Raw genomic sequence first — 16,878 nt, forward strand, 5'->3', positions numbered from 1 at the left:
CTTATCTGCGTAAACGAGTGGAGGAAGCCGTGTAGATGAGGTTCTCGGCCGCCGGCGCCACGTTGAACAGGCCAGCGGCGGTCGCGTCTCCTGCCGCCTCATGGGCGAGGACCGAGCACACCGTGAGGTCGATCTTCTGTGTCTGGCTGGCCTTCGCCAGCACGTACCGCTGACCCGGCCGCGGAGCCTTCCGCGTGTTCCGCACGTGGATGGCCGTCACCGGGCACCCGTCGTGGCCGAATGACGAATCCGCCTTCGTGACGTCCGTCAGCAGCCGCTCATTCGCGGCATGCATTTGCACCGTCCGGTACGTCGCCCAGCGGAGCACGACCTTCTCGCCGTACCGCTCCACCCATGAGTCCAGCTCGGACGCCCAACCAGGAGGATCTCCGTAGAAGCGGACCACCTTGAAGCGATCCATCAGCTCATCCACGGCCGCGGCCACTTCCAGCCTCGGCACCTGGCCGCCGAACTTCGCCGGGTCCCAAATCGTCGGCGTCACATCCGGGCCGAACGTCGGCGTGAACTGGTAGCCGTCTGCCGTCTCGGCGCGAATGCCCGTCCAGTCGTCGACGTCCGAACCGTCGAAGCCGAGCACGATCGCCGTACCGTCAGGCACGTCGCGGACATCGGCCCTCGAGTCCCACACATCACCGTCGATGTAGTGGCCGGCGCCGTACACGATCCGGTTACCGAAGAACCGCTCAGCCTGCGCGGGGTCCCGCTCGAGCAAGTCCGCCGCCTCGGCCTCGATCGCATCGAGATCGACATGCCCGCCGTTCTCCCGCAACGCCTCGCCGTACACGATCCGGTGGATCTTCCGGCGCTCCGCCTTGTTCCGGTACGACAGATGCCCCGGCGGCTGCGTGAACTGCCGGTAGATGTCCGTCGCCGACGACTCGAACTGCTGCTGCGCAACACTCGACTCCGACGGATCCCACGCGTTCGTCGTCAGCGACGACCGCCCGCCCATACCCGCAAGACCGCGGTACTGCGTGTCGGCAACGTTGGCCATCTTGTTCGACTGCGTCCACAAGCCGACCTCGTCCTGCGGCACGAACGTCACACGCTGGCCCAGGCGGGACCTCGCCGAGGATGTCACCGTGTCGATCCGGCCACCGCCCGGAAGTCGGATGAACTCCTCGCCCGTCTTCGGGATCACATCGGACAACGGCCCCTGATCGATCATCGGCCGGAGCGCACCGTAGATGTTGTCCGTCTGCTCCTCGCTGACCGCAGTGATCTGGATCAGCGGCGTCGGCCACGGCATCCCCATCGGCTCGCCGCGCTCGTAGGGATACTCCCACCCGCAGCCGCAGCCGAAGTCCGAGCAGGCGTACCCGTCATCCCGGCCGGCCCAGCCCGCGAACAACGCCGGCCCCACAGCCTCGACGCACACGTGCGAAGCAGTGTGAGGGCCCTTCCCCAACTTCTGGGGCCCGGCAAGGAGACCGCGGCGGTAGACGAACGCCGGCCCCAAGACCGGATCCGACGGGATCCACAGCGCGTCCCCGCGCACCAGGTAGAAGTTCGCGTAGTACCGCAGCTGGTAGTCGTACAGCCGGAACGGAGCCCCGAGACGGAAGCCGTCCGGGACAACGCAGTGAGCCTCAACCCATGACGGGGCGACGAGCAGCGGACGAGGCTTACGCTCCCCCGCCATCGATGGCCTTCAGCCGATCCCGCATCGACGCTCCCGCAGCAGCCCGCGGCGTCTTGGTCGCCCGCTTCTCCGCGACCTCGTTCGCTGCGATCCGCCAGCGGTTCCGCAACATCCCCTGCGTAGACAGCCCCAGCGAATCCAAGTACTGCCGGACCACCTTCTGGAGCTCAATCGACGACTTCGGCTGCTCGGCACGCGCCAGCATGCGGACGCACATCGCGACCTCATACCACTGGCCAAGCCGCTCCCACATGATCGCCTGCGGCTTCGTCCACAGGTCCGCCCACAGCTCCCACTCGCGGCCATCCGCCTCCAGTAGCGGCCACTCCGGAGGGCTCCCCGCGCGTCCCTCCGCCGGCAGTGTCGTCCATGTCGCCGCGTCACCGGGCCGGTCACGCCGCAGCGCGTTCGGGTCCGGCGGCGGCCCTGAAACCACGCGGGCTCCACCTCTGGGCATGATGCATCTCCCTACAAGCCGCGTTGCGCGGCGATGAGGTGAGGCTTGGCCTTGCGCCGAACCTCGAAGCTTTGAATGCCGCACCGCTCGAAGGCAGGCGCTTCAGCGCGGCGGGCAGGAAGATAGGGGCATGATCACCTTTTGAACCCGCCCGGCCAAAGAGAGCTCTCCCCCGCGGTCTCCTGTTGAATGTCCACTTTGGGGGTTATGCCCCTTTATGTCCGATTTGGCATGTGTCGTGCATTCGCAGTGGAATGAGAAGCCCATGATCGACACCTCGGCTGACCCCGAACCGATACCTGCGCGCGCCCCTCGCGAGCTTCAGGGGGCGTAGGTTCCCGTGCTCGTGACGGAGCAGAGTGACTTAGAAGGCCGGCGCATGCTCAAGGCGGCTGTGCTTGGAGGGCTTGTCGGGGCGCTTCTCATGTTCGGCGGGGTGCGAGTGTTCGGGGGGACCGAACTCTTTCGCGGCGTTCCTGGCGCCGCTGGCGAGCAGGGACCTGAAGGGCCAGCGGGCCCGATGGGGCCGCCAGGTCGGGACGCTACTGCGGACCTGTGGGGCTGCATACCGGGGACGCACCGCAACGACGTGTGGGTTGCGCGCTCTATGCCGCTCGACGGTCAGCCCATCTTCTGGGAGCAGATCACTGTCTGCACCAGGTGGTGACCTTGCAGCCTTGAGTCGCCTTACCCGCTGCGGGCCTTGCGGGTGCGTGCGGCCTTCTTCGCCATACGGGAGCGCTGCTCATTCGTCTTCCCCGCATTGGCGATCTTCGCCGCTTTCGTCTTCCCGTATCTCGGCTTGAGTTCGCGGTACACGTCTTCGCGGCCTGGGGTGATGCCGCGGATGTGGCCGCTCTTCCCTGCGTTCTTGGGCATGGCGATCAGCCAATCGTGACGGTGACGATGTGGTCTCGGTTCATGAGGACGACGCTGCCGTCAGGGTTGGTGATGGTCATGCAGGCTGCGGGTGCGTTCCAGATGTTGCGAAGTCCAGCGAGCATCTCGTCTCTGCTGGCGAAGTCGGAGGTTGTGGTTTCAAGCTCTCCACCGTCGCTGAGCTTGATCTTCAGTTTGATGTCCAACCCGACCTCCGTTGGGGGGTGCATTGATCGTTCTATTGATAAAGACGCAGGTCGCATCTCGGCGAGCTGGGGAAACGTAAACGATCGGCAGGGGCTCGCGAGCTACCAGACTGCGTCGTTGACGCGGGTCATGGCGTCGCTCCACTCGTCGAACCGCGAGCCGTCGATGACAACTCCCCACGAGTCGTCGGCTGCGGTGATCTCGATGCGGTCGCCCGTCTTGTCGTCCCCCCACTCACCGAACGCCTCGACTCGGACCTTGCCGGCGCTGGTGGGGACGTCGACGCGGGTGACGTGATCTGCCGCGTCGCCCTTGTGGAACTGCTCCAGCTCGTCGAAGCCCTCGTATACGACATTGACCGCGTCCACGATCTTTTCGAAGCTCTTCGGGGTGAACGCCACCTCGACTGGCTTGCCGTCGTCTCCTAGGTGGCGGAAGGCGGGATTGCCTTCGCCGTTGACGAAGACGTCGACGTCGCCGTTGCCGGTGTCCACACGTGAGGCGGCTGACAGGTCGGCGTCGGCGTTCTCGATCTGGTCGACGTCTTTGCGTCCGAGGCGGAGGGCGGGTGTCGCTCGCACGTCGTCGGGGGTTGGGTTGCTGGTCTCTGCCAGGTGCAGGCTGTAAGTGTTGTCGCTGTCCTGGCGTAGGAGTACGGCGAGGCCGAATGAGCCTGGCGTGCCGTCCGGGTTGGTCTCGGTGCGTTTGATCCACGCCTCTTCGCCATCGCCGAATGCTCCGGCGGACATCTGCCCGAGGTAGTACGTCAGGTCTGCGGCTTCATGCTTTTGCAGCGTCACCTGGGCTCGTTCGGTGGCGAGGGTGAGGCTGCCGTCTGCGTGGCGGTCGAGGGCGAGTTCGTCTCCGCTGTGGAGGGTGATGTCCGCGGAGGCGATGGTGTCGGGCATTCCGCGCCGGCCGTCGCCGCCTCTCGCGTTGATGCTGTGCGGGGTTGCGGTGCCGCGGCCGTCTCCGCCGTTGCCGTGCCCGAAGCGGCCGAGGGGGTCGCGGGGATGGTCGTGCTCGTTCCATGCGCCGTGGCGTCCCATGGACCACCTCCTGAAGTGCGGGAAATGGGGCCGTGGGAGGGCTGTTGGGCTTGCTCGACGAAGCGCTGTTGTTACCGACTAGTACGGATGCGACCTGCGAAAAGTCGGCACCTAGAGGGCGTTCCAGCCGCCCGGCTGGCGTTGCGCGGTGGAACCGTCATGGCAGGACTTACACAGCCCGCGGCCATGCTTGGGGTCGTCGGGGTCGAGGCTCCGCCGTACGAGTTCACGCCGGTCGAGCGGCCAGTGGTCAGCCACGGTTGATGACGCTGACTGGCAGATCACGCATGTCGGGTGCTTGGCGAGAACGCCAGCCCTGAACCGGTCACGGTGGCGGGAGCCGTAGCCGCGCTGGCTCGCTGTCCCCCGCTGACGTTCAGCCTCGGCCCGGCAGGTGTCACAGCGGCCGGACGGTGTCAAGTTCGGGCAGCCCGGCGTACTGCACACCTGCTGTGCGCGGCTCGCCATGTCAAGCGTCCGTGATGTAGATCCAGCCCATTACGGCCGGCTCAGTCTCACCAGAGCTAGACGGGATGATCTTGTAGAACCAGGACGACGGCGCCTGCGTCACCGCCGTCGGGACCGCCAGCTTCACCGTGCCGGCCGCGGCATCGACGATGGTTAGCCCTGATCCTTGGGTGAGGGTGTGGGCCAGTTGGTCGTCGTCTTCGTAGTGCTCGGACGGCTTGATGACGGCGGTGACGGTGACGCCGGACAGGCCCAGAGGTGAGCCGTCCGACGTCAGCCGCCACGTCCGGGAGGTGTTCGCCCCTTCGGGGATGGTGACGTTCGCCCAGTCGGACACTGTGACCTCCCTTTATGCGAGTGAGCCGCCGAGCTCGTGGTCGGTCAGGAGTGAGCCGCCGAGGACGTTCGCAGCGACGAGCGAGCCGCCGAGTTGTCCGAGCGCTGGCCCGCCTCCCGTGGTGACGGCGGGGATGGGGACCGTGCAGACCGCGGGGATGGCTGGCGGCTGGGCTGTGGTGGAGATGAGTGCCGCCGGGATGGTCGCGTACGCCTGCACGGTGGCAGGGGTGGCGGCGACCAGGCTGGTAGTAGTGGGTGTGTGAACGGCGGCGGTCGCGAGGACGGTCGCCGCGGTGATGGTTGTGGACGCCGTGATGGTGGGCGCGTGTACGGCTGCCGTGGCGGTGACGGTGGCCGGCGCCGCGGTGGCGTTGCCGTCGGCTCCCACGGTGGGTGTGGGGGTGGACGTGGTCGCGGTGACGGTGTCCGGGGTGACGGTGGTGTGGACGCTGACCGCCGGGGCTGGGATGGCCGTAGACGCGTTCACCACGCCGGGAGACGCCGTGACACCCGCCGACGTTGCAGGCGTCGGCACGGCGGTACTGGCGTTCACTGCGGCGGGACTGACGGTCGAACCGGCCGTCACGTTCGGGGCGCCGAAGCTTGCGCTTCCGACCACGACGCCAGGTGTGATGGTGGTGCTGTTGCCTGCCTGGACGGTGGGCGCCGGGATGCTCGCCGCGGAGGTGACGACGTCGGGCGTGACCGTCTGCCCTGCCGAAACCGTCGGAGCGGCGATGGACGCTGCGGCGGTGATGGCGCCTGGTGTCGCTGCCGTGCCGTAGCTGACGGACGGCTGGTAGACCTGCGAGCTTGCGGTGACGACGGCCGGTAGCACGGTCGCGCCTGCGGTGGCATCCGGCGCGGGAACCGAAGCCGCGGCGAGCACGATGCCGGGCGTGGCCGTGGAGCTCGCCGCGACGACGGGCGCCGAGAAGGTTGCCGATCCGGTGACGACGTCCGGGTGGGCGATGAGGCCGGTGGATGTGGTCGGGCCAGGAATCGACGACGTGGCGGACACGGCACCAGGAGCGGCGGTCGAGCTCGCCTGAACGTCCGGGCCCGGGATCGTCGAGGTCGCCTGGACCGTGGCCGGGTTGGCGGTTGAGCCGGCGGCCGACGTGGGGCCGGGGATGCTCGTGGTCGCCTGCACGACGGCGGGGCTCGCGGTGGAGCCTGCCGAAGCGGTGGGCGCCGGAACGGTCGAGGATGCGGTGACGACAGCGGGTGTGACGGTCGCGCTCGTCGAGGCCGAAACCGTGGGCGCTGGCACTGACCCTGTGGCGGCGACCGTGTTCGGGTTCGCGGCCACAACAGCGGTGATCGTGGGCGCCGGGACCGTGGTCGTCTTGGCGACCGTGCCCGGTGAGGCTGTAGCACCCGCAGACGCCGACACGGCCGGAACCGAAGCTGTACCGGCGACGACGCTCGGGGACGCCTTGACGACCGCTGTGACGGCAGGTCCAGGCACCGTAGACGACGCTGCCACCGTGGACGGTGACGGGGTCGCGCTCACGGTTGTGGTGGGCGCCGGAATCGACGACGTCCCAGACACCACAGCGGGAGACGCGGTCGCACCCGTCGCCACAGACGGGGCTGGAACCGTGGACGTTGCGGCAACCGGAGCGGGCGTCGCGGTGGCGTTCGACGTCGCCGTGACAGTCGGAGCCGAGACGGACGCCGTAGCGGCGACCGGTGTGGGCGACGTCCTAGCGCCTGCCGAGATGGTCGAGGACGGGACTGACGACGTAGCCGCAACGGCCGACGGGGTAGCGGTCGCGTTCTGGCTCGAAACAGCAGGGCCGAGCCAGCCTGTGTCGCTGACGCCGATGTCATCCAGGCCGTAGGCGACGCCAGGCAACCCGTTGAAATTTACAACCGTTGGCAGTGTCGTGCCGAAGTTGGCGCCAGATCCGGTCCTGGTTTCCGTAGCTGTGGTGGAGTCGGCCGAGGTGTAAATCCGCAGCTCGCACGTGCCGTTGCTGGTGGTGGTGCCGACGTTGATTTGAGCCTCAATGCGGACCCACTGACCAGTGGGAATCGCAGCGGTCGTCGTCGTCCCAGATACCGCCGTGCTGGAGGCGTTCCCGACATACACCTTCCTGGCCGTGTCGATCCCGACGAACGCGACGCCGCCGTAGGCCGCCGTGTACACCCCGACGAACGGAGAGGCACTCGTCGGGGCGGACGTCAGGTAGACATGCGCGCGAACGTAGATCGTCCGGGCGGCGAGCGAAAGGCCCGACCACTCCACGTAGGTGCTCGCGCCCGACGGGATGTTCGCCGCCATCGGGGCGCGCGACCCTGTGGCGTTAGTGCTGGAGTAGGTACTGCCGCTGGCGTCGTTGAACGCATCCCCGCTGGTGCCACCGCTGTTGGCGGTGGTGATCGTCGCGCCGTTCGTGCCGCCAGAGAACGAGTTCTTCTTCAGCACCGTTCCGCCTCCTCACCTCAACAGGCGGATGGGCGCGAAGACGAGCAGGCGGTCACGGGCGGCTGTGGGCACCTATGCCAGCGCGAGACGGAAAATCCCACTAGCGGACCATGAAATGGCCAGCGTGCCCGCCGAAGTGGAATACGAGCTGCCCAGGTCCACAAGGACCAGCGCGTTCTTTCCGGTCAATGTGCTGTCGTAGATGAGCACGCCACGAGCACCCGAGATGGTCGAGCTGGCCCACGACACGTCGGCGGCGTCGAACGTCGCCACACCGGACGCGCCAGTGAACGTGGTGGACGCGAGAGTCGCCCCGCCTGCCGTGTAGCCGGTGCCGGTCAGCTCCGTGCCGGAGTAGACGCCGGCGCCGTACGCGGCGGAAGCGGCTGCCGCATTGAAGTCCGGAGTAATCGAGGCGCCATAGAGGGCGGCCTTGAGGGTGTCAGCGTCGAGGTTCATCGCCAACTGGGTGGTGTCGAACACGTCCACGATCGTCGAGACGTAGATGCCTGACTGGGTGATGGCCACGGCTAGTTCTCCTCGTCCACGTAGGCATCGCCGCCGACGGTCACGCCTTCGCTGCGGGCGGCTTCACGAGCGGCGCGCAGGGCGTGGGCGACCTTCTGCTTGGCGGCGTAGGTCTCGGGGGTCGGGTTGTCCTCGTGGGCGGCTTTCGCGTCGGCCAGGTCGCGCTCGAGACGGTCGAGCGTCTCGACGGCGTCGGCTTGGGCTCTCAGTGCGGCTGCACGATCCACGGGGCTCCTCTGGGCACGGGAAAGGGCCGCCCATTGGACGGCCCTTCGGTGGTTCAACTGGCGATCAATAGCACATGTGTTCGAGACTGGAAGAATGCTCGGTCTATCCGCCTGCTCGTCATGGCACCAGTGCCCGCGCCCCATGCTTCGCGCCCTCAGAGGCGAAACCACCGCACGGCAACAGCCCGCCGAGCCGCGCAAGCCAGTGCTCGTACTGTGCGACGACGGGCGCTGGCACGCCGGACTCATCCAGGCGTGGCATCAGCGAGAGGACCGCTGGGACTGCCTACTGGACTACTACTCGGGCAGACACCACTACGAGGCGTGGTACGCATATTCACCGGTCGCGATCCGGCACGTCCCGGACGACTGGTGGCGAGAGCCCGAACGCTGGGAAACGGCGCTCTAGCGCGCGATATCCTGAGTGCACCAACTGGGCGAGTCTGGGCTCAGGCCAGGCGGGGCTGGTCGAGGCGGGGCGATGCTGGGCTTGGCGAGGCTTGGGTTCTGGGTCTGATCTTCAGGTCAGGCCCAGACGTGTTTCAGCGCCGCGATCCCGCGTCTCGTCGTCGGCTTCCCGGCGCCACTCGCGCTCTTCGCGGACCCGCTCAACCTTCACCTCGCGCGGCCCGTTGCAGCACGAGCAGGGAACCCCGTACCAGGTCTTCCGTCCGAGGAGACGCATCACGCCTCCTCGGAGAGCTCAGATCGACGAGTTGAACGCCGCCACATCAACGCGCGGCACGTCAGGCACAAGCCTCGCCAGCAGCCGCACATCCGGGCGCACCTCACCGAGAGGCACAGCCGCGAGATCCGGCACGGTCGTGGCCAGTTCGCCGGCGAAAGCAGCGGTCGTCGTCATAGACGCCATTCTGCCCGATCAGTACGAGTCCCATACGGCGAAATGGCGGTGACGAGGGTCGGGCCAGTCCATATCCCACGCCGCGTCCACAAGCTCGTCGGCGGCCCGGAGAACATGCCTGGTGTTGACTGCCGCGACACGGTCAGCGGCACGCAGAGCGCGTTCCTGCCGGTTCGCCGCGTAGGCGATCCAGCGGTCGCCGTAGGTGCGCGGGTAGGTGTGGGCGTCCAAGCGGCGCGAGACCCGAGTGGGGCGTGGCCGGTGGCCAGCCTCGACCGCACCCCGGAGGATCGCTGCCGAGTAGCGGAGAGACCGGATGCGGTGCCCTGCCATCGGTGCGGTGATCCGCCAGAACTGTGCCGGTGGGCGCGCGTCTTCTTCGCGGGTCGAGTCGCGGTGCTTGTCGGTGACGTGGTGGACGGTGCGGGACATGCGGGAGCCTTTCGGCCCCGCCGAGCTCTTCGGCGTGGACCTAACAGTCCGCGCCCGAGAAACGTCCGCTCATGCTGCCCAGTCTCCCAGGTTTGACAAGTTCGTTTGCTTCGCCCGGAGGCTTATCAATCCGCAGGGCGCGGGGGTCGCCGCCATGCAGACCTCCTGTAGGACGGAGTTGTTCAGGGACGGCGGCACAGTGTTCCGTGGGCACGCACGCCGCCGTCCCTTCGCGTTCTCGACCGGATTTGAACCGGCGCTACCGTGCCGTGGCCACTTGCCCTTTCGGGCCGGATTCGAACCGTCCGGAACACGGCGTCCTAGGCCGCTGGACTACGAGAACGGTCCGCCGTGAAGGCGGACATTCGGCCCGCGCATGACTGCGCCGCCCGACGCGGGCCGATCCCAGCTAGCCACCGTCAAGCGGGAGACGGCGGCAGAGGCTTACCGGACCTCTTTCGCTGAGCTTCTAGCCCCTCAACGAGGAGGTGCTAGGACTTGCTCGCCAGCCCCGGAGGACGGCCAGCAGCAAAAGCCTCACCGGAATGAGGCGGTCTGGCACCGCCCCCGACGAAGGCCGGGTTAAGCGCCGAGCACATCCCCGAAGGGATGGCAGGAGGACACCCTGCAGAGCGTCCAGCTTCGGGGGGCGAGGATCAGTCACCACTGCTGGGCAGGCGGCATTGTGGACCCTCTCAGGTGGCGAACTGCTCGGTGACGTAGGCCAACAGCGCGCGGCAGAGCGCGCGGTCGCGGCTCGGCATCTGATCGATGACGGCCTTGTCGAGGATGGTGATGGTCGGCGCGTCACCCTCGGTCACGTACAGGAGTGCGGGGCCCGGAGGCAGCAGGATCGTCCTCTTGGCTTCCTGTTCGGTGCTCACTGTGATCATCAGCCGTGCACCCCGCAGTACGGGCCGCCGAGGTCGTCGGCCCAACCGTCGGCACCGGCGGGGGCGGTGGCCGTGCATTGCGAGGCGCGGCAATGCCAGACCTCGATGTCCTCGGGGGTGATCTCGGGCCCGCCCATCAGGCGCGCTCCGGCCAGTGCCACGTGCCGCCACGGTGCGCCCCCTCGATCCAGCCGCACACGCAGTAGCGGAACGGGTTGCCATGCGACCCCTTGTCGGGACAGTCGGGCGAGCCGGGAGTCTCGGCGCCCTCGTCGTGGAGGACTGCACGGTTGAAGAACATGCCCTCGGGGTTGAGCACGGCGAGGCTGACGTGGCCGACGTGCAGCCCGCCGCCCCCTTCGCCAGCCTGGTAGTCGTCGACGCCCGTGATGATCGCGGCCCGACACTCGCTCTTGTACTCGCCATTCGGGGTGCCGTACGAGACATAGTGGACGATACGGCCGACGCTCGGGGCCTGGCTCATGGTGCCTCCGGGGGTTGAAGTCTCGACGCAGCCCGACCCCGACCCCCCAGCAAGGATCGGGCTGCGTCTTGGAGGGCTCAACACCACGACGACGGGGAAGACATCGCAGTGGAGCAAGCGCACCCGAAGGCGCGCGTCTTGGGATGTATAGGGATGTCTAGGCGGCAGAGACGCGAGGTGCCGCGCTCTCCCTGCGATACCGCATCCGCTCCTCGTGGGACGGGATCGGCTTGCCTAGGTTCTTGAACGCGTCGATCGTCTCAAGGTCCCGCATGTCGTAGTAGACGAGCCTGCCGACCTTGCCGACGCGAGGCGAGTCGTAGCGGGATGGCCAATCCCGGATTGTGGACCACGGCTTGCCGAAAAAGGCAGCGGCGGCGGCGAGAGTTGTCGGGCGGACCTTGTCATCGTCTCGCATCCAGGGCCACCCCCTGAAATGCGAAAACGCCCCGAACCGGGCTGGTTCGTGGGCGTGCAAGGTCAACTTTCGATCCTTAGTGTCGCACGAGGTCAGAGCGTTAGCAAATAGGGGCGACCGTTACTTTTCGGCGTGTCCCGTCTCGACCGCCAGCCATTCCGCAACCGTCATCGAAAGCGCCGAGGGCGGCACATCAATCGGCAGAACGAAAGGCACCACTCGGTAGCCGCCGTCAGCGCGAGACATGACATAAGCGACATCGGCAAGGAGAGGAGGGGAAGCGGCCATCGCTCCCCCATTCTCCCACCTTTACGCCCGGCCGGACCCGCTATCCGACTCAGCCGCCTGCAACGCGTACGCCCGCATCCTGCCGCCGCTGACGGCGCGCTTCGCCGCCTCCGCCGCATACACCTCGCCGCGGTGCACGGTGAACTCGTTGTCCGTGTACTGGGCCCCGCAGTGGCGGCACACCGCACCGTCCGGGTTGCCGTCCCAATCCCGCCGCTCGTACAGCCTCCGGAACCCGCACGCCTTGCACGGCACGGGAAGGTGCTGCGCCGGCGGCTTGGTCTCCGACAGGAGCGTCCGGCACCGGTAGTGCAGATGCAGCACCTCCAGTCCGGCGTCGGCGCCGTCGAGCGGCATGAACACTTCGGCGTAGCCGGCGTTCGGGTGGGCGACCCCGGACAGGGTGTGGGCGACGCCGGCGAGTTCGGCAAGTTCGACGCCGCGGACCATCGGCTCGCCGTCGAGGGACAGGAGCGTGTCCAGGTGTGCGGTGAGGACGGCGCAAGCGGTGCGTACGGCTACGTGGTCGCGGCGGCGACGGGAGATGTCCGTGTCGAGGAGCGTGAGCCCGGCGGCGACGCGGACGCGCTCCTCCCACGAGGTGAGGACGGCCACCATGTGGCGAAGCAGCGCGTCGACGGGCGGTGAGAGCGGGACGGGGGCGGTCTTGCTGGCGAACACTTTGGGGCCGTTGGCTTGCCGCTTGTTGCCGATCTCGGCGTGGACGCGGGCATACAGCTCGGGCAGCTCGCTGAGGCTACGGTCGATGATCGCCCGGTCGGCTTCACAGAACGCGCGGGGGGTGAGGGCGGGGGCCAAGACGGTCCTGCCGTCGTCCTCTACCCGTCGAGGGTTGGTGCAGTGCTCGGCGCGGGAGCAGTCCCGCATCCCGTCGTCGTCGAGCAGGGGGTCAGAATGCGGCCAGTACGTCACGAAACAGCCTCCCCGAGTGGATACGCTAAGGGCAGGCCGGTATGGGTGTGTCCGGTGGTGTTGACGAGGTTTTTGGGGCGGCTCTCCGAGTGACGGCGGAGGGCCGTTCTTCTTGATCGCAACACCTGGGCGGCTGTGATGATTCCGGCCGCGGTTTCAGGCGCCGGATGCTGCAACTGACGGTCCGCGCTGGACGATGAGCCGGGATGCGCCGTCGGCGAGGCCGACGATCTCCACCCCGTAGCCGGCGTCCTCAAGCGCCCACGCGTACTTGCGAACCACCTTGTATCTGAGCTGGCGCGTCTCGCCTGGGCGGAGGATGTGGCGGACCGTGACCTTGCCCTCATCGACGCTGAGTTCGTAGCCGCCCTGGCCGTCGTTGCGGGTGTGTCCGGCGGCGTCGAGGGCGCGGCGGACGTTGAGCATCTGGCCTTTGATGTCCACGGGGTCCCCTCCTCGGAACCATTTGCCGAGTCTGGCAAAAGGCCTGCTCAGAGTAGGTCGCGTGATCCGCCGAAGCCCAGCGTAATGTGGGCCGATCTGCCGCAGAAGCAGTGCGCCGCTTCCGGCATGCCAAGGTTGGTGCACAGCCGCACGTACAGGCGATGCCCCTTGTCGCAGGTGGCCGTGTACTCGTAGACAGCCATTACTGCTCCTCCTCGAACTCTCGCGCCCATCGGTCACACACGATCACGGCCAGTTCGCGGTCGGACGTCTCGAACGGCCTCCCCCACATGCTGCCGTTCCTGGTCACAGTGAACCGGCCCTCGGCGAGTTCGTAGACGGCGAACGGGTGCCGGAAGTGGACAGGCGTCACATCGTTGAACGGTTTGGGCACTGGCCCTGCGCGTGCGATCAGCCTGGCTGAGATGCGGCTTCTGAGGCCCTCCAGCGCGTCGGCTTCCGGTTCGACTTTGCGCCGCTCCATCGTCCCGGGTGTGACACCTAACTGCGTCTCGATGTGGTCGAACACGACCCGCTGCGGGAAGTCGTCGGGTGCGGGCGTCGGAGGTGGAGGGAGCGAGTCGGGGCCGTGGCGGAACGACCACATGTATACGGCTACATCGCGGCTGGTCGACCACTGCGCAGGCTGCGGCGACGGCTCCGCGAACGTTGGCTTGACCGCCAACGCCTCAAACAGCCGATTGGTGTGTTCGTGCGTGGCGACGAGACGCTCGGCCAGCTCGGACGCGCGGCCCGGTGTCCGCCCGTAGATGACTCTCTCGACGATGGCGTCCACGCGAGAGCCGAGGTCCTCGGTCACGGCTGGTTGCTGCGGTAGTCGGTCGGCCATGCGTGGTACGGGGAGGTGCCGTACTCCAGCAGGTCCCGGTCTACGAGGTGTTCGACCTTGCGGAGTGCGAGCTTCTCGGGAACACCTTCGGCAACCAGGGCGCCTACGACGCCCGGTCCTTCGTTGCGCTGCCAGCGGCGGGCCAACTCGATCACGTGCTCGTCGGGGATGTCGGAGCGCCTCACGGCTGATCCTTCGCCGAGCCGTTGATAGCGGCCATGCGCTTGTTGAACTCGCCAACCGCGTCCCGGATCAGACGCTTACCCAGCGGGCTCGCGGTGGCGTACAGCGCGTTGACGAGCCGAGGGAACGACAGGGGGACAATGACGGGAGTGCGCTGTTCGTTCATGGCTGGTCCTTCGGGTAGTCCGGGTGACAATGGCTGCACCGGGAGCAGATCACAATGCCGTAGAGCGGCCCATGAATCGGGTCGGGGATGGTCTTGCCGCCCTCGTGGCCGCCATGCTCTCGGCCACACAGCGGGCACGGCAGCCAGTAGAAGCCGAAGGTTGTCGCGTAGGCGTGATGGAAGCGGCGGAACCGGTACGGCACGAGGCGGGCGAGCTTCCGCCCGAACGGGCCGGAGTCGCCCACAGAGAGCGGCGGCGTCTCATTGATGCGGCGGTACCACAGCCGGTCGAGGAGCGTGGGCGGCCTCATCCTGATCTCGACCATGGTCAGACCTTCCGCCAGCCGGGAATCCACGCCCCGTCCTTGATGACGTAGTCGCCGAAGAGCGCGGGGGCCTCCTCCTTCATGAGCTCGCCGATGCGGCCGAACACGAGGCGGATCTCCTCCTCCGCGCCCTGGGCGGTGCGGGCTTCGATCGTGTTGCGGAGGGTGCGGACGTTGGCGGTCCAGACGAGGCCGGTCGCCACGCCTTCGGGCGCGAACCGCCGCATGAAGGAGGTGCGGTGCTTCTTCTCCGCGAACGGCACGCCTTCCTCGTCCAGCCCGAAGTGGTCGGCCATCCAGGTCTGGAACTCCTCGAGCTGGTCGAGCACGGCCGTGGCGCGCTTCATCAGCTCGGCGTCTTCGCGCGCCCAGTCGGGGAACCAGAACGGCAACTCGTCGAGGCGGACGAAGCGCAACGACTCCTGGGAGATGGCGACGCCCGGGCGGTGCCGTACCAGCTCGTGGGTGAAGACCCGGGACACGTTGTGCAGCACGAAACTGAAGCTGATGTGCTCGAGCACCGAGCCGTGGGCGCTGGCGAGGATGTTGCGCAGGTAAGCGTCCTGCTCCGTCCTGATCCGGGTGACGTTCGGGTTCAAGCCCGGCTCGAACGAGCGGTAGCACAGGCGGCCGGCGAACTCGGCGAGGTTCTGCGCGTCGAGCTGGTCGCGGTCGAGGCGCTCCAGCCACGACAGGCCGCCGACGTCTTCGAGGTAGCGGGCGAGTTCGTCGTAGTCGAGTTCGGGGCGGGCGACGAGGAACACCTCGGGTTCAACGGTTCGCATCCTCAGCCCTTTCGGCCGGTGTCTGGCATGTCGTCGTAGAAGCCGCGCACCTGGAGATCGAGGTAGGCGAGGTCAGGGTGCGCGGCGATGTCTGCGGCGTCGCCATCGGCCATGGCCTGCACCAGAGCGTTGACGGCGGATCCAGCACCAACGGCAGCCGCTACGAGATCGAGGTGAGCGGCGTACGAGCGGTGCACGTGAGCCATCAGCCGAAGTCGGGCCGCGCGGACCTCCGCTTGCTCGGGTGAGCGCTCCTCCCAGGTGCCCCCTGGGACGTCCCAGGCGCTCAACGCCCCCCCCTCGAACCCATTGGTCACGGAGAGCGCTTCACGCAGCCTGGCACGATTGGCGGCCTGTTCACGCTCCACCAGCACCTGCCCGTACGTGGCGGACAAGACGAGCAGGCCGAACAGCGGCAGCATTAGTATCAGCCCAATCGTCGACACCACCCCGCCAGCCGAAGCAGGCGGATATTCGCCATGGACGACTTGGGCTACAAGGGAGACCTCCCCGGCCACCACTCCGGCGACGATGCTCCCGTTCCAGATGCCCCAACCGATGGTGCGCAGCTTCACGGCGCCCATCCTTCCTGCCATCCGGGACGGTGGCGGTAGCCAGAGGCTTTGATGCGGAGCAGCCGGTTCACGATGGCGTCTCGGCCGCAGGTGCACACCGGCCCCGCGTAGGCATCGGGGTCGAGCATGGGGCAGCCGTACTCCGACCGGCCGTCCCAGGCGTAGTGCGGCATCGCCATGATCGCGTCGATCTCGGCGAGTTCGGCCTCGCAGCGGGCGATCACTACGCCCGGGGTGTATAGAGTGAGGAACTCGCCTTCATCCCAGTCCACGCACGGCGCTTCCTCGAACAGGTCGCGGGCGGTGTACCACTGATCATCCGGCTGGACGACATCCCGGGCTTTGGCGAGGTCGCCTTCGATGGTGGCGCGTAACCAGGCGATCAGCTCGGTCATGGCTGGTCCTCCGCCGAGCCGTTGATAACGGCCATGCGCTTGTTGAACTCCCCGACCGCGTCCCGGATCAGACGCTTACCCAGCGGGCTCGCGGTGGCGTACAGCGCGTTGACGAGCCGAGGGAACGACAGGGGGACAATGACGGGAGTGCGCTGTTCGTTCATGGCTGGTCCTTCGGGTAGTCCGGGTGCTCCTGGTACGGCTTGGCAAGGAGTCTGAGCGGCTCGGCCTCGTCGCAGGTCCACAGGTTGTTGTCAGCGGCCCATGCGCTGGTGCGCTCGATCCAGTCCAACATCCGCCGCTTGGCGGCGATGTCCGCGAGCACGTACGCCGGGTCGTTCAGCACGATGTGCGCTGCGTTCTCGCGCTTGTTCCAAGCCATCTCCAGGTTGGCGACCTGAACGATGGCCGTGCTCCTGATGGGCGATGTCCCGTAGACCACTTCATCGATCAGGTGTTCCGCTGCCTCGCCCGTTCGCCACGGGCCTTGAATGGCGGCTTTCGCCACACGCTCGCGCTCGTCCCAGCGGGCGCACAGGAACTCGACCAGCGAGTCGCGGGGGTCGCGGGGGTCGCGGGGGTCGCTCATTTAC

General features: G+C 67.4%; 31 protein-coding genes and 1 tRNA gene. 2 read left to right on the forward strand and 30 right to left on the reverse strand.

Annotated features, from left to right (window positions below; all coding sequences use genetic code 11):
• Window position 1: 1 nt before the first annotated feature.
• From IMZ11_RS02385 to IMZ11_RS02420, 8 genes are all read right to left on the reverse strand, one after another.
• On the reverse strand, window positions 2–1,057 hold the full coding sequence (locus tag IMZ11_RS02385) for a hypothetical protein (RefSeq protein ID WP_228637246.1): 1,056 nt from the start codon (window positions 1,055–1,057) through the stop codon (window positions 2–4).
• Window positions 1,058–1,646: 589 nt separating this feature from the next.
• Window positions 1,647–2,120: a hypothetical protein gene (locus IMZ11_RS02390; RefSeq protein WP_228637247.1), complete on the reverse strand. Its 474-nt coding sequence runs from the start codon at window positions 2,118–2,120 to the stop codon at window positions 1,647–1,649.
• A gap of 687 nt (window positions 2,121–2,807) precedes the next feature.
• Complete coding sequence (locus IMZ11_RS02395) at window positions 2,808–2,999, reverse strand: hypothetical protein (RefSeq protein ID WP_228637248.1); 192 nt, start codon at window positions 2,997–2,999, stop codon at window positions 2,808–2,810.
• 5 nt (window positions 3,000–3,004) lie between these two features.
• Complete coding sequence (locus IMZ11_RS02400; protein ID WP_228637249.1) at window positions 3,005–3,205, reverse strand: hypothetical protein; 201 nt, start codon at window positions 3,203–3,205, stop codon at window positions 3,005–3,007.
• 102 nt (window positions 3,206–3,307) lie between these two features.
• The gene (locus IMZ11_RS02405) at window positions 3,308–4,114 is read right to left on the reverse strand and encodes a hypothetical protein (protein WP_228637250.1); all 807 of its coding nucleotides are present in this window, start codon (window positions 4,112–4,114) and stop codon (window positions 3,308–3,310) included.
• Between the two features lie 252 nt (window positions 4,115–4,366).
• Window positions 4,367–4,513 carry a hypothetical protein gene (locus tag IMZ11_RS02410; RefSeq protein ID WP_228637251.1) on the reverse strand — a complete coding sequence of 49 codons (147 nt, stop codon included), beginning with the start codon at window positions 4,511–4,513 and terminating at the stop codon, window positions 4,367–4,369.
• Between the two features lie 211 nt (window positions 4,514–4,724).
• Window positions 4,725–5,060: a hypothetical protein gene (locus tag IMZ11_RS02415; RefSeq protein ID WP_228637252.1), complete on the reverse strand. Its 336-nt coding sequence runs from the start codon at window positions 5,058–5,060 to the stop codon at window positions 4,725–4,727.
• A gap of 12 nt (window positions 5,061–5,072) precedes the next feature.
• Window positions 5,073–6,215: a hypothetical protein gene (locus IMZ11_RS02420; protein WP_228637253.1), complete on the reverse strand. Its 1,143-nt coding sequence runs from the start codon at window positions 6,213–6,215 to the stop codon at window positions 5,073–5,075.
• Here IMZ11_RS02420 and IMZ11_RS02425 point away from each other — a divergent pair.
• On the forward strand, window positions 6,196–6,909 hold the full coding sequence (locus IMZ11_RS02425; protein WP_228637254.1) for a hypothetical protein: 714 nt from the start codon (window positions 6,196–6,198) through the stop codon (window positions 6,907–6,909). The two genes, IMZ11_RS02420 and IMZ11_RS02425, sit on opposite strands and share 20 nt — an antisense overlap.
• 659 nt (window positions 6,910–7,568) lie before the next feature.
• On the opposite strand, the gene IMZ11_RS02430 is transcribed toward IMZ11_RS02425, so the two are convergent.
• Both IMZ11_RS02430 and IMZ11_RS02435 read right to left on the reverse strand, forming a co-directional pair.
• A complete protein-coding gene (locus tag IMZ11_RS02430; protein ID WP_228637255.1) occupies window positions 7,569–8,024 on the reverse strand; it encodes a hypothetical protein in 456 nt (151 codons plus the stop codon).
• Between the two features lie 2 nt (window positions 8,025–8,026).
• Window positions 8,027–8,251 carry a hypothetical protein gene (locus IMZ11_RS02435; RefSeq protein WP_228637256.1) on the reverse strand — a complete coding sequence of 75 codons (225 nt, stop codon included), beginning with the start codon at window positions 8,249–8,251 and terminating at the stop codon, window positions 8,027–8,029.
• A 94-nt stretch (window positions 8,252–8,345) separates the two neighbouring features.
• Here IMZ11_RS02435 and IMZ11_RS02440 point away from each other — a divergent pair, with 94 nt between their 5' ends.
• Window positions 8,346–8,660 (forward strand): hypothetical protein, encoded by a 315-nt coding sequence (locus tag IMZ11_RS02440; protein ID WP_228637257.1) that lies wholly within the window; start codon window positions 8,346–8,348, stop codon window positions 8,658–8,660.
• A gap of 111 nt (window positions 8,661–8,771) precedes the next feature.
• On the opposite strand, the gene IMZ11_RS02445 is transcribed toward IMZ11_RS02440, so the two are convergent.
• The 20 genes from IMZ11_RS02445 to IMZ11_RS02540 form a co-directional block, all read right to left on the reverse strand.
• The gene (locus IMZ11_RS02445; protein WP_228637258.1) at window positions 8,772–8,936 is read right to left on the reverse strand and encodes a hypothetical protein; all 165 of its coding nucleotides are present in this window, start codon (window positions 8,934–8,936) and stop codon (window positions 8,772–8,774) included.
• An 18-nt stretch (window positions 8,937–8,954) separates the two neighbouring features.
• Window positions 8,955–9,113 carry a hypothetical protein gene (locus IMZ11_RS02450; protein ID WP_228637259.1) on the reverse strand — a complete coding sequence of 53 codons (159 nt, stop codon included), beginning with the start codon at window positions 9,111–9,113 and terminating at the stop codon, window positions 8,955–8,957.
• Window positions 9,114–9,131: 18 nt separating this feature from the next.
• The gene (locus IMZ11_RS02455; protein WP_228637260.1) at window positions 9,132–9,545 is read right to left on the reverse strand and encodes a hypothetical protein; all 414 of its coding nucleotides are present in this window, start codon (window positions 9,543–9,545) and stop codon (window positions 9,132–9,134) included.
• Window positions 9,546–9,778: 233 nt separating this feature from the next.
• A tRNA-OTHER gene (locus IMZ11_RS02460) sits at window positions 9,779–9,888 on the reverse strand.
• Window positions 9,889–10,240: 352 nt separating this feature from the next.
• Entirely contained in the window at window positions 10,241–10,438 is a 198-nt protein-coding gene (locus IMZ11_RS02465) for a hypothetical protein (RefSeq protein ID WP_228637261.1), read from the reverse strand.
• Window positions 10,438–10,575, reverse strand: a complete 138-nt coding sequence (locus IMZ11_RS02470) for a hypothetical protein (RefSeq protein WP_228637262.1) — start codon at window positions 10,573–10,575, stop codon at window positions 10,438–10,440. The genes IMZ11_RS02465 and IMZ11_RS02470 overlap by 1 nt, the downstream gene beginning before the upstream one ends.
• Window positions 10,575–10,922 carry a hypothetical protein gene (locus IMZ11_RS02475; RefSeq protein ID WP_228637263.1) on the reverse strand — a complete coding sequence of 116 codons (348 nt, stop codon included), beginning with the start codon at window positions 10,920–10,922 and terminating at the stop codon, window positions 10,575–10,577. The genes IMZ11_RS02470 and IMZ11_RS02475 overlap by 1 nt, the downstream gene beginning before the upstream one ends.
• Window positions 10,923–11,079: 157 nt before the next feature.
• Entirely contained in the window at window positions 11,080–11,340 is a 261-nt protein-coding gene (locus IMZ11_RS02480) for a hypothetical protein (protein ID WP_228637264.1), read from the reverse strand.
• A gap of 309 nt (window positions 11,341–11,649) precedes the next feature.
• Complete coding sequence (locus IMZ11_RS02485) at window positions 11,650–12,561, reverse strand: hypothetical protein (RefSeq protein WP_228637265.1); 912 nt, start codon at window positions 12,559–12,561, stop codon at window positions 11,650–11,652.
• A 156-nt stretch (window positions 12,562–12,717) separates the two neighbouring features.
• The gene (locus tag IMZ11_RS02490) at window positions 12,718–13,005 is read right to left on the reverse strand and encodes a hypothetical protein (RefSeq protein ID WP_228637266.1); all 288 of its coding nucleotides are present in this window, start codon (window positions 13,003–13,005) and stop codon (window positions 12,718–12,720) included.
• 47 nt (window positions 13,006–13,052) lie between these two features.
• On the reverse strand, window positions 13,053–13,208 hold the full coding sequence (locus tag IMZ11_RS02495; protein ID WP_228637267.1) for a hypothetical protein: 156 nt from the start codon (window positions 13,206–13,208) through the stop codon (window positions 13,053–13,055).
• Window positions 13,208–13,825, reverse strand: a complete 618-nt coding sequence (locus IMZ11_RS02500) for a hypothetical protein (protein ID WP_228637268.1) — start codon at window positions 13,823–13,825, stop codon at window positions 13,208–13,210. The genes IMZ11_RS02495 and IMZ11_RS02500 overlap by 1 nt, the downstream gene beginning before the upstream one ends.
• The gene (locus tag IMZ11_RS02505; RefSeq protein WP_228637269.1) at window positions 13,822–14,040 is read right to left on the reverse strand and encodes a hypothetical protein; all 219 of its coding nucleotides are present in this window, start codon (window positions 14,038–14,040) and stop codon (window positions 13,822–13,824) included. Before IMZ11_RS02505 ends, IMZ11_RS02500 begins: the two co-directional genes overlap by 4 nt.
• On the reverse strand, window positions 14,037–14,204 hold the full coding sequence (locus tag IMZ11_RS02510; protein WP_228637270.1) for a hypothetical protein: 168 nt from the start codon (window positions 14,202–14,204) through the stop codon (window positions 14,037–14,039). Before IMZ11_RS02510 ends, IMZ11_RS02505 begins: the two co-directional genes overlap by 4 nt.
• Window positions 14,201–14,560 carry a hypothetical protein gene (locus IMZ11_RS02515; RefSeq protein WP_228637271.1) on the reverse strand — a complete coding sequence of 120 codons (360 nt, stop codon included), beginning with the start codon at window positions 14,558–14,560 and terminating at the stop codon, window positions 14,201–14,203. Before IMZ11_RS02515 ends, IMZ11_RS02510 begins: the two co-directional genes overlap by 4 nt.
• On the reverse strand, window positions 14,533–15,315 hold the full coding sequence (gene thyX / locus IMZ11_RS02520; protein WP_228637272.1) for an FAD-dependent thymidylate synthase: 783 nt from the start codon (window positions 15,313–15,315) through the stop codon (window positions 14,533–14,535). Before thyX ends, IMZ11_RS02515 begins: the two co-directional genes overlap by 28 nt.
• Window positions 15,316–15,317: 2 nt before the next feature.
• Window positions 15,318–15,890: a hypothetical protein gene (locus tag IMZ11_RS02525; protein WP_228637273.1), complete on the reverse strand. Its 573-nt coding sequence runs from the start codon at window positions 15,888–15,890 to the stop codon at window positions 15,318–15,320.
• Window positions 15,887–16,285 (reverse strand): DUF6221 family protein, encoded by a 399-nt coding sequence (locus tag IMZ11_RS02530; protein ID WP_228637274.1) that lies wholly within the window; start codon window positions 16,283–16,285, stop codon window positions 15,887–15,889. The genes IMZ11_RS02525 and IMZ11_RS02530 overlap by 4 nt, the downstream gene beginning before the upstream one ends.
• Window positions 16,282–16,449, reverse strand: a complete 168-nt coding sequence (locus IMZ11_RS02535) for a hypothetical protein (protein ID WP_228637275.1) — start codon at window positions 16,447–16,449, stop codon at window positions 16,282–16,284. The genes IMZ11_RS02530 and IMZ11_RS02535 overlap by 4 nt, the downstream gene beginning before the upstream one ends.
• Window positions 16,446–16,874 (reverse strand): DUF6221 family protein, encoded by a 429-nt coding sequence (locus IMZ11_RS02540; RefSeq protein WP_228637276.1) that lies wholly within the window; start codon window positions 16,872–16,874, stop codon window positions 16,446–16,448. The genes IMZ11_RS02535 and IMZ11_RS02540 overlap by 4 nt, the downstream gene beginning before the upstream one ends.
• Window positions 16,875–16,878: the final 4 nt, after the last annotated feature.

Origin of the sequence: Microtetraspora sp. AC03309, assembly GCF_020826795.1 — a bacterium.
GTDB lineage: Bacteria > Actinomycetota > Actinomycetes > Streptosporangiales > Streptosporangiaceae > Microtetraspora > Microtetraspora glauca.